This is a genomic window from Photobacterium ganghwense (assembly GCF_017329545.1).
Lineage (GTDB): Bacteria > Pseudomonadota > Gammaproteobacteria > Enterobacterales > Vibrionaceae > Photobacterium > Photobacterium ganghwense.
Window position 1 is genome coordinate 281,848 of sequence record NZ_CP071325.1, and the last position, 13,208, is coordinate 295,055.

The following is a 13,208-nucleotide window of genomic DNA, read 5'->3' on the forward strand; positions in this document are numbered from 1 at the left end:
TGTTTGAACATACGAAACCTCTTGGGGTTGTATGGTTAAGTGACTAAGCGTACACGGTGGATGCCTGGGCAGTCAGAGGCGATGAAGGACGTACTAACTTGCGATAAGCGTAGATGAGGCAGTAAGAGCCACTTGAGTCTACGATTTCCGAATGGGGAAACCCAGCTGCATAAGCAGTTATCATCAAGTGAATACATAGCTTGGTGAGGCGAACCGGGGGAACTGAAACATCTAAGTACCCCGAGGAAGAGAAATCAACCGAGATTCCGGCAGTAGCGGCGAGCGAAACCGGATTAGCCCTTAAGTTGGTTTGGTGTCAGGTGAATGAGCTGGAAAGCTCAGCGATACAGGGTGACAGCCCCGTAGCCGACAACACCTTATCAGTGAAAACGAGTAGGACGGGACACGTGTTATCTTGTCTGAAGATGGGGGGACCATCCTCCAAGGCTAAATACTCCTGACTGACCGATAGTGAACCAGTACCGTGAGGGAAAGGCGAAAAGAACCCCTGTGAGGGGAGTGAAATAGAACCTGAAACCGTGTACGTACAAGCAGTAGGAGCAGGCTTCGTCCTGTGACTGCGTACCTTTTGTATAATGGGTCAGCGACTTAATTTCAGTAGCAAGGTTAACCGTATAGGGGAGCCGTAGGGAAACCGAGTCTTAACTGGGCGTGCAGTTGCTGGGATTAGACCCGAAACCGAGTGATCTAGCCATGGGCAGGTTGAAGGTGCGGTAACACGCACTGGAGGACCGAACCGACTAATGTTGAAAAATTAGCGGATGACTTGTGGCTAGGGGTGAAAGGCCAATCAAACTCGGAGATAGCTGGTTCTCCCCGAAAGCTATTTAGGTAGCGCCTCGGACGAATACTACTGGGGGTAGAGCACTGTTAAGGCTAGGGGGTCATCCCGACTTACCAACCCTTTGCAAACTCCGAATACCAGTAAGTACTATCCGGGAGACACACGGCGGGTGCTAACGTCCGTCGTGGAGAGGGAAACAACCCAGACCGCCAGCTAAGGTCCCAAAGTTATCGCTAAGTGGGAAACGATGTGGGAAGGCTCAGACAGCCAGGATGTTGGCTTAGAAGCAGCCATCATTTAAAGAAAGCGTAATAGCTCACTGGTCGAGTCGGCCTGCGCGGAAGATTTAACGGGGCTAAGCGATACACCGAAGCTGCGGCAATGCGCATTAGCGTATTGGGTAGGGGAGCGTTCTGTAAGCCGCTGAAGGTGTCCTGTAAGGGGCGCTGGAGGTATCAGAAGTGCGAATGCTGACATGAGTAACGATAAAGGGGGTGAAAAACCTCCTCGCCGGAAGACCAAGGGTTCCTGTCCAACGTTAATCGGGGCAGGGTGAGTCGACCCCTAAGGCGAGGCCGAAAGGCGTAGTCGATGGGAAACGGGTTAATATTCCCGTACTTCTTGCTATTGCGATGGGGGGACGGAGAAGGCTAGGTGGGCCTGGCGACGGTTGTCCAGGTTCAAGGGTGTAGGCTGATGGTTTAGGCAAATCCGGACCATCTTAAGGCTGAGACCCGATGTCGAGGCACCACGGTGCTGAAGTCATTGATGCCATGCTTCCGGGAAAAGCCTCTAAGCTTCAGATAGCAAGAAATCGTACCCCAAACCGACACAGGTGGTCGGGTAGAGAATACCAAGGCGCTTGAGAGAACTCGGGTGAAGGAACTAGGCAAAATGGTACCGTAACTTCGGGAGAAGGTACGCTGCCGGCGGTGAAGAGACTTGCTCTTGGAGCTGCTGGCAGTCGCAGATACCAGGTGGCTGCAACTGTTTATTAAAAACACAGCACTGTGCAAAATCGAAAGATGACGTATACGGTGTGACGCCTGCCCGGTGCCGGAAGGTTAATTGATGGGGTTATCCTTAGGGAGAAGCTCTTGATCGAAGCCCCGGTAAACGGCGGCCGTAACTATAACGGTCCTAAGGTAGCGAAATTCCTTGTCGGGTAAGTTCCGACCTGCACGAATGGCGTAATGATGGCCACGCTGTCTCCACCCGAGACTCAGTGAAATTGAAATCGCAGTGAAGATGCTGCGTACCCGCGGCTAGACGGAAAGACCCCGTGAACCTTTACTACAGCTTGGCACTGAACATTGACCCTACATGTGTAGGATAGGTGGGAGGCTTCGAAGCAGGTACGCCAGTATCTGTGGAGCCGTCCTTGAAATACCACCCTTGTAGTGTTGATGTTCTAACGTCGCCCCCTCATCGGGGATGCGGACAGTGCCTGGTGGGTAGTTTGACTGGGGCGGTCTCCTCCCAAAGCGTAACGGAGGAGCACGAAGGTGGGCTAATCACGGTCGGACATCGTGAGGTTAGTGCAATGGCATAAGCCCGCTTGACTGCGAGAATGACGGTTCGAGCAGGTGCGAAAGCAGGTCATAGTGATCCGGTGGTTCTGAATGGAAGGGCCATCGCTCAACGGATAAAAGGTACTCCGGGGATAACAGGCTGATACCGCCCAAGAGTTCATATCGACGGCGGTGTTTGGCACCTCGATGTCGGCTCATCACATCCTGGGGCTGAAGTCGGTCCCAAGGGTATGGCTGTTCGCCATTTAAAGTGGTACGCGAGCTGGGTTTAGAACGTCGTGAGACAGTTCGGTCCCTATCTGCCGTGGGCGTTGGATGATTGAGAGGGGCTGCTCCTAGTACGAGAGGACCGGAGTGGACGAACCTCTGGTGTTCGGGTTGTGTCGCCAGACGCATTGCCCGGTAGCTAAGTTCGGAATCGATAACCGCTGAAAGCATCTAAGCGGGAAGCGAGCCTCAAGATGAGTCATCCCCAGAGCTTTAAGCTCTCTGAAGGGTTGTTCGAGACTAGAACGTTGATAGGCAGGGTGTGTAAGCGCTGTGAGGCGTTGAGCTAACCTGTACTAATTGCCCGTGCGGCTTAACCATACAACACCCAAGGGGTTTTACGGACTCCACGAGCACTTGAATGGTGTGCTTGAACTTTAGTCAGTTTTTTCCAAGATTGTGATTTGCGGCCTGCGGGCGGTGAATCAAAGAATTTGCCTGGCGACCATAGCGCTGTGGACCCACCTGATCCCATGCCGAACTCAGACGTGAAACGCAGCAGCGCCGATGGTAGTGTGGGGCCTCCCCATGTGAGAGTAGGACATCGCCAGGTTTTATTTGAAGTTTCCATCATTTATAAAAAGATGGGAACATACAAGTAAAGCAATAATGGTAAGACTTTATTTGTAACGCAGAATTGCGTGCTGGTATAGCTCAGTCGGTAGAGCGCACCCTTGGTAAGGGTGAGGCCCCCAGTTCAAATCTGGGTACTAGCACCACGCTTTTGTTCAGCGACAATAGCACAATGGAACCACCTGATCCCATGCCGAACTCAGTAGTGAAACGTTGTAGCGCCGATGGTAGTGTGGGGCCTCCCCATGTGAGAGTAGGACATTGCTGAACACTTCTTCCTAAACCCAGCCTAATGGCTGGGTTTTTTCATTTCAGCCTTTCTCATTTCTTTTTTATCACATCTCCCTTTTTGATGAATCATGAGTTTTATTCAACTCATGGCACTCAGCTTTAAATCTTTTAATCTTCTTTTGCTTGCGCGGTCGACTAATCTTCTATAGTTTTAGTTAGATATCTGGACGTCTACACATCTTTTAATGGGATTGTTCGCTGGATTTTACGTTTAAGGAGCAAACTAAGATGCCGATAAAAATTCCTGATAAGCTGCCAGCCACGGATATCTTGCGCAGTGAAAATATCTTTGTGATGTCGGAAGCGCGTGCAGCTAGCCAGGAAATCCGCCCGTTGAGAGTCTTGCTGCTCAACCTGATGCCGAAGAAGATTGAAACTGAAACCCAATTTATGCGGTTGCTTTCTAATTCTCCGCTGCAAGTTGATGTGGAGTTATTGCGGATTGATAACCGTCCCACGAAGAATACGCCTACCGAGCATTTGGATACCTTCTACCGCCAGTTTGATACGGTGAAGCACCGGAATTATGATGGGCTGATTGTCACTGGTGCGCCGCTCGGGTTAGTGCAATTTGAAGATGTACTCTACTGGGAAGAGATACAAGCAATCATGAATTGGGCACGGGAGCATGTGACCTCGACCATGTATGTGTGCTGGGCTGCGCAGGCGGGCTTGAAGTTGTTGTATGATTTGCCGAAACGAACCCGCAAAGAAAAGCTGTCAGGCGTGTATTTTCACCAGATTCATGATTGTCATCACCCTGTGCTACGGGGCTTTGATGATACGTTTCTCGCCCCTCATTCCCGTTATGCGGATTTTTCCCCGGATTATCTGGCTGAGCACACGGATCTCGATATTCTGGCAACTTCTGAGCTGGCGGGCGTCTATCTGGCCGCGACCAAGGATAAGCGTAATCTGTTTGTCACTGGTCACCCGGAATATGACGTCAATACATTGCACAATGAATATATCCGGGATGTCGGAGAAGGTATGGAGCCCAATATTCCGGTGAACTATTATCCGGACAATAATCCGGAGAAGCCGCCGGTGGCCAGTTGGCGCAGTCATGGACATTTATTGTTTTCTAACTGGCTTAATTACTGTGTTTACCAGCAGACACCGTATGATTTGGATCATTTCTCTGTGGCCAATTTTACGCGCGACGAGTAAAAAAAAAGACCTGCTGATGCAGGTCTTTTTTTGTCAGCAAGGTGCTTTAGTTATTTTTGATTCTGTGCTTCCCACGCTTTGGCTTTTTGAATTAGTGGGGTAATGGTTGAGCCCTGAATCAGGATAGAGAACACCACCACCGCGTAGGTCATCACCAGAATGATTTCCCGGACGTCGATGTTTTTATCCGGAATAACCATCACACCAGCCGGAATGGCCATGGCCATGGCCAATGCCAGGCCGCCGCGCAATCCGCCCCAGGTCAGGATCTTGATCGATAGCGGGTTGTAGTCTCGGTAGCGCTGGAAGCCGAAGTAGGAAAACTTGATACTGAGATAACGGCTGAGCAGTACCAGAGGCACGGCGATAACCATTAGTACCCAGTCTTCTTCATGGAACCGGAACTGCAGCATACTCATACCGATTAACAGGAACAGAACGCCATTGAGGAACTCATCGACCAGCTCCCAGAAGTGGTCGAGGTGGTCCTCACTCTCTTTTGAGAAACCAATATAGCGGGTCCAGTTACCAATCATAATCCCGGAAACCACCATCGCCAGCGGGCCGGAGACATGGATGACTTCGGCAAAAGCGTAACCGGCAGTTGGGATACCGAGTGTTAGCAGCAGCTCCATAGAGTGGTCGTTGGTTGAGCTGATCAGATAATGGAACAACAGACCCAGCGCAAACCCGTAGGCAATACCACCAATAGCTTCCTGCAGGAACAACTGGCTGACGCCCAGCACTGTTGGGGCTTCATGGCCGAAAGCAATGGTGAACAAAGTAACGAAAATCACCAGACCAAAGCCGTCGTTAAACAGCGATTCGCCTTCAATCTGGGTGGAAATTCGTTTGGGAGCATCCAGCTTTTTGACAATTGCCAGTACAGCGATGGGGTCGGTAGGAGAGATCAGTGCGCCGAACAGCAGGCAGTAAATCAGTTGAAGTTGGATTCCGATGGCTTGGCAGATCCCCCAGAGGGCAAAGCCGATGAAGAAGGTCGAGAACAGGGTAGCGAACAGGGCGAGTATTGTGATTTCCCATTTCTGATCTTCGAGGTGAGGGAGTTTAATCCCGAGACCACCAGCAAAGAGAAGGAAGCCTAAAATCCCTTTAAGCAGGAAGTTCTCGAAGTTGACTTCTCCCAGTTGCTCGGCGGCGATTTCTTCAAGGTGGAACCAGCCATTATGACCAGCGATGATGATACCTAAAGAGAGGATCAATGCGCCGGCGGTAATGGCGATTGTGGTCTGCATTTTTCCTATCTTACTGTTGATAAAGGCGATGAGCATGGCTGCCGCCGCCAGGAAGCAGAGGGTGCTGTAGACTGACATCCCGTGACCTCGATGGTGATTTAAAGTAAAGCGCAAAATTGTGTCAAAATATAAAGCGAACCTGCCTTGATATCTATCACTATTTTCCTACCTGTCCGACATAATTTAATCTTCGAAAAGGCATTTGGACGTCTAGATTTCCATCTGTGCTGTGGTAGGATGTTATTCAGCTGTGAAATATTACATAAGGAAGTAGTGCGGTGTTGAAGGGTAAGGAATTCATACAAGAGCGTTTGGCGCAGCAAATCCTGATCATCGATGGCGGGATGGGCACCATGATCCAGGGGTATAAACTGGAGGAAGCAGACTACCGGGGTGAGCGTTTTGCCGATTGGCCCTCGGATCTGAAAGGGAATAACGATCTGTTGGTATTGACCCAACCTCAGCTGATTCGTGATATCCATAGTGCCTACCTCGAAGCCGGGGCGGATATTCTCGAAACCAACACTTTTAACGCCACAACCATCGCGATGGCAGACTACGGGATGGAAGCGCTCAGTGCCGAGATTAACCTTGAAGCTGCCCGCCTTGCGCGGCAGGTGGCTGATGAGTGGACGGCAAAAACACCGCATAAACCAAGATTTGTGGCCGGGGTCCTTGGCCCGACAAACCGGACCTGTTCCATTTCGCCGGACGTGAATGATCCCGGCTACCGCAATGTGACGTTTGATCAGCTGGTTGCAGCCTATGCTGAATCGACCCGGGCATTAATTGAGGGGGGATCCGATCTCATATTGATCGAGACCATTTTCGATACCCTTAATGCCAAGGCCTGTGCCTTTGCGGTGGACACTGTTTTCGAAGAGCTGGGCTTATCCCTACCGGTGATGATTTCCGGTACCATTACCGATGCATCCGGTCGTACGCTGTCCGGTCAGACGACTGAAGCTTTCTACCATTCCTTACGCCACGTCAAACCGATTTCCTTCGGCCTTAACTGTGCCCTCGGACCTGATGAATTACGCCAGTATGTGGAAGAGTTATCCCGCATTGCGGAATGTGCCGTCTCTGCGCACCCGAATGCGGGTCTACCGAATGCATTTGGTGAATACGACCTCTCGCCGGAAGAGATGGCCGCGCACATCCGGGAGTGGGCACAAAGTGGGTTCCTGAATCTGGTCGGCGGCTGTTGTGGTACGACCCCTGAGCACATTCGTCTGATGGCTGAGGTGGTGGCTGATCTGGCTCCGCGCCAGTTGCCTGACCTACCGGTTGCCTGCCGTTTGTCCGGTCTTGAACCGTTAATCATCGAAAAAGATACCCTGTTTGTGAACGTGGGCGAACGTACCAACGTGACCGGTTCGGCCCGATTTAAGCGCCTGATTAAAGAAGAGCAGTATGACGAAGCGCTCGATGTGGCCCGTCAGCAGGTGGAAAACGGTGCCCAGATCATCGATATCAACATGGATGAGGGCATGCTGGATGCGGAAGCATGCATGGTGCGCTTCCTTAATCTGTGTGCGTCAGAGCCGGAAATTTCCAAGGTGCCGATCATGGTCGACTCCTCCAAATGGGAGGTCATCGAAGCCGGTCTGAAATGTATTCAGGGTAAGGGGATCGTCAACTCGATCTCGCTTAAAGAAGGCAAAGAAAAGTTTATTGAGCAAGCCAAGCTGATCCGTCGTTATGGCGCCGCGGTGATCGTGATGGCTTTTGATGAAGTCGGTCAGGCGGATACCCGGGCGCGTAAGCTGGAAATTTGTACCAATGCTTATCGGATTCTGGTGAATGAAGTGGGTTTCCCGCCGGAGGACATCATATTTGACCCGAACATTTTTGCAGTGGCAACCGGTATCGATGAGCACAATAACTACGCGGTTGACTTTATTGAAGCGGTCGGCGACATCAAGCGGGATCTGCCTCATGCGATGATTTCCGGCGGGGTGTCGAATGTTTCTTTCTCGTTCCGCGGCAATAACTATGTGCGTGAGGCAATCCATGCCGTGTTCCTCTATCACTGCTTCAAACGCGGGATGGACATGGGGATCGTTAATGCCGGTCAGCTGGAAATTTACGATAACGTCCCGGATAAATTGCGTGAAGCGGTGGAAGACGTGGTGCTCAACCGCCGTGATGATGCGACCGAGCGCCTGCTCGACATTGCAGATGAGTACCGTGATAACGGGGTTGGCAAGCAGGATGACGGCGCAGCGCTGGAATGGCGCAGCTGGCCAGTCGCTAAACGGCTGGAGCATGCTCTGGTCAAAGGGATCACGGAGTTCATTGTCGAGGATACTGAAGACGCTCGAGTGAACGCCAGCAGGCCGCTGGAAGTGATCGAAGGGCCGTTGATGGACGGCATGAATGTGGTCGGTGACCTGTTTGGTGAGGGCAAGATGTTTCTGCCCCAGGTGGTGAAGTCTGCCCGGGTGATGAAACAGGCCGTGGCCTACCTGGAACCGTTCATTGATGCTGAGAAACAGAGTGGCCGCTCAAACGGCAAGATTCTGCTGGCGACGGTCAAAGGGGATGTCCACGATATTGGCAAAAACATTGTCGGGGTCGTTCTGCAATGTAATAACTACGACATTATCGACCTCGGGGTCATGGTGTCGTGTGAGCAGATCCTTAAGGTCGCGCGGGAAGAAAACGTCGATATCGTCGGTCTGTCCGGACTCATTACTCCGTCGCTGGATGAGATGGTGCATGTTGCCAAGGAAATGGAGCGCCAGGGCTTTGAACTGCCGCTGTTGATTGGCGGTGCGACAACCTCAAAGGCGCATACCGCAGTGAAAATTGAGCAGAATTACCGCCATCCGGTGGTGTATGTTAACAATGCGTCGCGGGCGGTGGGGGTTTGTACCTCGTTGCTGTCGGACGAACTGCGTCCGGCGTTTGTGGAGAAACTGGATGTCGACTATGAGCGGGTCCGGGATCAGCACAGCCGTAAACAGCCTCGAACCAAACCGGTCTCGCTGGAGAGGGCCAGAGCCAATAAGGTCGCGATTGACTGGGCAACCTATACGCCGCCGGTACCGGCGAAGCCCGGTACTCATGTGTTTGATGATTTCGATGTCAGCATCCTGCGCAACTATATCGACTGGACCCCGTTTTTCATGACCTGGTCGCTGATGGGCAAGTACCCGGCCATTCTGGATCATGAGGAAGTGGGAGAAGAAGCCCGCCGTTTGTTCCAGGATGCGAACGAGTGGCTGGATCGCATCGAGCGGGAAGGTCTGATGAAGGCCCAGGGCATGTGTGCCTTGTTCCCGGCGAACAGTACAGGGGATGACATTGAGGTCTATACCGATGAGTCCCGCAGCCAGGTAGCGCATGTGCTGTATAACCTGCGCCAGCAGACGGAGAAACCGAAAGGCTATAACTACTGTCTGTCGGATTACATTGCACCGAAGGACAGCGGGAAGCCGGACTGGATTGGCGCGTTTGCGGTTACCGGCGGCATCGGAGAGCGAGAGTTGGCCGATAAATTTAAAGCCCTGGGTGATGATTACAATGCCATCATGGTACAAGCGGTGGCTGACCGTTTGGCTGAAGCGTTTGCCGAGTATCTGCATGAGCAGGTGCGTAAAGAGATTTGGGGATACTCGCCGGACGAAGCGCTGTCGAATGACGAACTCATTCGTGAGAAATATCAGGGGATCCGTCCGGCACCCGGCTACCCGGCGTGTCCGGAACATACCGAGAAAGGCACCTTGTGGGAGATGCTCAATGTCGAAGAGGCCATTGGGATGTCACTCACCACCAGCTATGCTATGTGGCCGGGAGCGTCGGTCTCAGGCTGGTACTTCTCGCATCCGGACTCACGCTATTTTGCTGTGGCACAAATTCAGGAAGATCAGCGTGATAGCTATGCCGAGCGCAAAGGCTGGGATCTGGTTGAAGCGGAAAAATGGCTGGGGCCGAACCTGTCATTGTAATGCAGCAAAGGCGTAATGTATTAAAGGCGTAATGACTCAAAGGCCCCGGATGCCACAGCTGCGGGGCCTGTTTTTTACAGGTGACACCCATCGGGAACACTGACACGGCAACAATCATACACTGATATGAAAAAGGCGCTCATCATGAGCGCCTTTTTTGTGTCCCGGACTTGGGTTACTTCGCGGCCTCAAACAGGGCAGCGTGGAGGGTTTTAACCACTTCGCGCGATTCGCTGGTTTTGACCAGGAAACACAGGTTGTGCGGACTGGCGCCAAAGCAGATCATGCGCGGACTGTAGTTGTCCAGCTTGCCAAAGACCTGAGTGGCGGCTCCCGGGGCTTCGCCCAGTTTGTTGCCGATAAGTGCAACCAGGCACAGATCCTGTTCTACTTCCACACGGCACAGCTTGCTGAGAGCCTCTGTTGCTGCGGCTGGCAGGCTTGGTGCTCCGCCGCCGGTGTTAGTCTGATCCAGGGTCAGTGAAACGCTGACTTCAGACGTTGTGATCAGATCAACAGACACCTTATGTTCACCAAGGATGCGGAAGACTTCTGACAGGAAGCCATAGGCATGGAACATATTCAGGCTGGTCAGGGTGACCAGGGTCTGGTTGCAGCGCAGGGCCAGTGCCCGGAATTTTGGTGGCTGGGCCACGTGCTGGCGAATCCAGGTTCCACCTTGCTCCGGTGCTTTTGATGAACCGATGAACACCGGAATTTGCTGGCGGATGGCTGGCAGCAACGTCGACGGGTGCAGAATTTTTGCCCCGAAGTTAGCCATCTCAGAGGCTTCGCTGAAGCTGATTTCCTGGATTGGCATGGCGTTGGCTGTAATACGCGGATCGGTGCTGTACATCCCCGGAACGTCGGTCCAGATCTCCAGAATTTCTGCACTGATGGCTTCGGCAACCAGTGCTGCACTGTAATCACTGCCGCCACGGCCCAGCGTCGTTGTCTGGCCGGTTTCATCAGAACCGATAAAGCCCTGAGAGACAATAATTTGATCAGACTGGAGCAGCGGTTGCAGTTGCTCACTGGCCAACTGGCGAATTGCATCCACATCCGGTACGGCTTTGCCGAACTGGCTATCGGTACGCATTACCGGGCGAATATCAAAACGGGTAGCTTTAGCCCCCATTTCGTTAAGAATTTGGGTAAAAAGAAAAGTCGACAGTAATTCGCCGTGGGCGACCAGCTGATCGGTCAGTTGCACGGAAGGGGCGCTGGCAGTTTGTTTGGCCAGGGCTTCAACGTCTGTCAGAAGTTGGTCGATCTCAGCTGCTACCGCTTCCGGGTGAGTCAACTGATCAATGATCGATTGGTGAATCGTTCGAAGTTGTTGTAGCCGTTGTGAGCGCTGCTCGTTGTCGGCAATTCCATTTGCTAATTCAACCAGCAGATTGGTTACGCCGGAACACGCACTGATTAATACCACTTTAGCAGCTGGGTTGTCCTTGATAATCGTTGCGCTTCGACTCATGGCGGCATGATCGGCTACACTGGTGCCGCCAAATTTCGCTACAGTAATTGGTGGAGGAACAGTAAAGTTAGTATTTACAAAGCTCAAAACAAGGTCTCCCAATCAGAAGTGTAAAAACGTTCTTAAATTTAGGGGGAATGACCCGGGATCAAGATCCCGACGCAAATGTCAGGAGAGCAATAAGGTAGGATGTAGTCAGGTACAACAACCAGAAGCTCCCCACCTTTCCACTACCTATATCGTCTGGAAAGGTGACAGCCAGAAGGATTCAACCTTCCAAGCCGATATGCCATGCCCCCTGTCACAACATATCTCGGCGCTACTCCCCCTCTCCAGACTGCCTTGGGGTGGGGCCCCGCAATCCTAGATACCTGGGTAACGCTCCTCTTCTGTCTGCCCCTGAGATAAGGTGCATCTCAGGATGAACAAAAAACGTGCTCTATTGAAGCGGATTTGAGAGTCTTTTGTCAATCATGGCGGGGCAGAATATGCAAAATAATTGCAAATTTTTTGTCTTTCCCGGACGGAGGAATCGCAGGGGGCAAAAACAGCGCTGTCACAAGAGACGCAACTTGTGATCAGACCTGATATAGTCAGTACGTACCTTACACCAACAGGCCTTACCATCAGGGAGAAATAATAATGACAATTGGTAGTTTTTATCCGCCACAGCGTACACTCATGGGACCGGGTCCATCAGATATTTATCCGCAGGTGTTACAGGCCCTGAGTCGTCCGACCATCGGTCACCTGGATCCGCTGTTCATCGGGATGATGGATGAGCTAAAACAGCTGCTGCAATATGCTTTCCAGACAACTAACCCGTTCACGATAGCGGTCTCTGCGCCGGGCAGTGCCGGGATGGAGGCTTGCTTTGTGAACCTGGTTGAGCCGGGCGACAAAGTGATTGTCTGCCGCAACGGTGTGTTTGGTGACCGGATGCGTGAAAACGTGGAACGCTGCGGCGGTGTTGCGGTGATGGTGGACAACGCCTGGGGTGAACCGGTTGATCCGCAGTCAGTGGCTGAAGTCCTTGAGGCACACCCGGATGCGAAGATTGTCGCGTTTGTCCACGCTGAAACGTCGACCGGTGCGCTGACTGATGCCGAGGCAATCGCTAAGCTGGCACGTCAGCACGATTGTCTGACTATCGTGGATGCGGTGACCTCGCTGGGTGGCGTACCGCTGCTGGTGGACGAATGGCAACTGGATGCGGTGTACTCCGGCAGCCAGAAATGCCTGTCTTGTGTTCCTGGTCTGTCGCCTCTGACGTTCTCTCCGCGTGCGGTGGAGAAAATTCAGAGCCGTCAAAGCAAAGTACAAAGCTGGTTTCTCGATCAAAGCCTGGTTCTGGGCTACTGGAGCGGCGAAGGTAAACGCAGTTACCACCATACAGCACCGGTGAACAGCCTGTATGCCCTGCATGAAGCGTTGGTGCTGCTGAAAAATGAAGGGCTGGAAAATGCCTGGCAGCGTCACCGCGACGTCCATCTGGAATTGCGTGAAGGGTTGGAACAACTGGGTATCGAGTTTGTGGTTGATGAGGCGTACCGCTTACCACAATTGAATGCGGTGCATATTCCTGCCGGGGTAGATGATGCGCAGGTGCGTAAAACCCTGCTGGAGCGTTATAACCTGGAAATTGGTGCCGGACTGGGTGCGCTGGCGGGCAAAGCCTGGCGGATTGGCCTGATGGGCTATGCTGCACGCAGCGAGAACGTTGCGCTGTGCCTGAAAGCGCTGGAGTCAACCCTGAAATAAGTGTCGGCCTGTTCAGTCAGGCTCTTTCGTTTTGCTACTGTTCGGGCAGGCGCTGCCCGGAACAGGCAGGTCGAGACCAAAACGGCTACCTTACGGTAGCCGTTTTTTATGGCTGTG

General features: G+C 52.5%; 5 protein-coding genes, 1 tRNA gene, 3 rRNA genes and 1 riboswitch. Of the genes, 7 read left to right on the plus strand and 2 right to left on the minus strand.

The genetic code is table 11. The annotated features are described in order from the left end of the window. Positions 1–33: 33 nt before the first annotated feature. The 5 genes from FH974_RS01425 (at position 34) to metA (ending at position 4,638) form a co-directional block, all read left to right on the plus strand. A 23S ribosomal RNA gene (locus FH974_RS01425) occupies positions 34–2,925 on the plus strand. 116 nt (positions 2,926–3,041) lie between these two features. Further along, positions 3,042–3,157, plus strand: a 5S ribosomal RNA gene (gene rrf, locus FH974_RS01430). Between the two features lie 90 nt (positions 3,158–3,247). Beyond that, positions 3,248–3,323: transfer RNA gene (locus tag FH974_RS01435), tRNA-Thr, on the plus strand. Positions 3,324–3,331: 8 nt separating this feature from the next. Continuing rightward, positions 3,332–3,447 (plus strand): 5S ribosomal RNA (rrf, locus tag FH974_RS01440). 249 nt (positions 3,448–3,696) lie between these two features. Further along, the gene (gene metA / locus FH974_RS01445) at positions 3,697–4,638 is read left to right on the plus strand and encodes a homoserine O-acetyltransferase MetA (RefSeq protein ID WP_207103444.1); all 942 of its coding nucleotides are present in this window, start codon (positions 3,697–3,699) and stop codon (positions 4,636–4,638) included. A 50-nt stretch (positions 4,639–4,688) separates the two neighbouring features. Here the strand turns inward: metA and FH974_RS01450 are convergent, their stop codons facing one another. Beyond that, entirely contained in the window at positions 4,689–5,972 is a 1,284-nt protein-coding gene (locus FH974_RS01450) for a cation:proton antiporter (protein ID WP_047887878.1), read from the minus strand. Positions 5,973–6,172: 200 nt separating this feature from the next. Between FH974_RS01450 and metH the strand changes: the two genes are divergently transcribed. Beyond that, entirely contained in the window at positions 6,173–9,850 is a 3,678-nt protein-coding gene (metH, locus tag FH974_RS01455; protein ID WP_242551842.1) for a methionine synthase, read from the plus strand. 175 nt (positions 9,851–10,025) lie between these two features. On the opposite strand, the gene lysC is transcribed toward metH, so the two are convergent. Further along, on the minus strand, positions 10,026–11,417 hold the full coding sequence (gene lysC / locus FH974_RS01460) for a lysine-sensitive aspartokinase 3 (RefSeq protein ID WP_047887880.1): 1,392 nt from the start codon (positions 11,415–11,417) through the stop codon (positions 10,026–10,028). A 117-nt stretch (positions 11,418–11,534) separates the two neighbouring features. Further along, positions 11,535–11,727, minus strand: a riboswitch (Lysine riboswitch). A 245-nt stretch (positions 11,728–11,972) separates the two neighbouring features. Here lysC and FH974_RS01465 point away from each other — a divergent pair. After that, positions 11,973–13,091, plus strand: coding sequence for a pyridoxal-phosphate-dependent aminotransferase family protein (locus tag FH974_RS01465; RefSeq protein ID WP_207103445.1), 1,119 nt, complete (start codon positions 11,973–11,975; stop codon positions 13,089–13,091). Positions 13,092–13,208: the final 117 nt, after the last annotated feature.

Bases quoted from the DNA above. Each gene is read 5' to 3' on its own strand.
- metA (WP_207103444.1), top strand. From the start codon at position 3,697: ATGCCGATAAAAATTCCTGATAAGCTGCCAGCCACGGATATCTTGCGC.
- FH974_RS01450 (WP_047887878.1), bottom strand. From the start codon at position 5,972: ATGTCAGTCTACAGCACCCTCTGCTTCCTGGCGGCGGCAGCCATGCTC.
- FH974_RS01465 (WP_207103445.1), top strand. From the start codon at position 11,973: ATGACAATTGGTAGTTTTTATCCGCCACAGCGTACACTCATGGGACCG.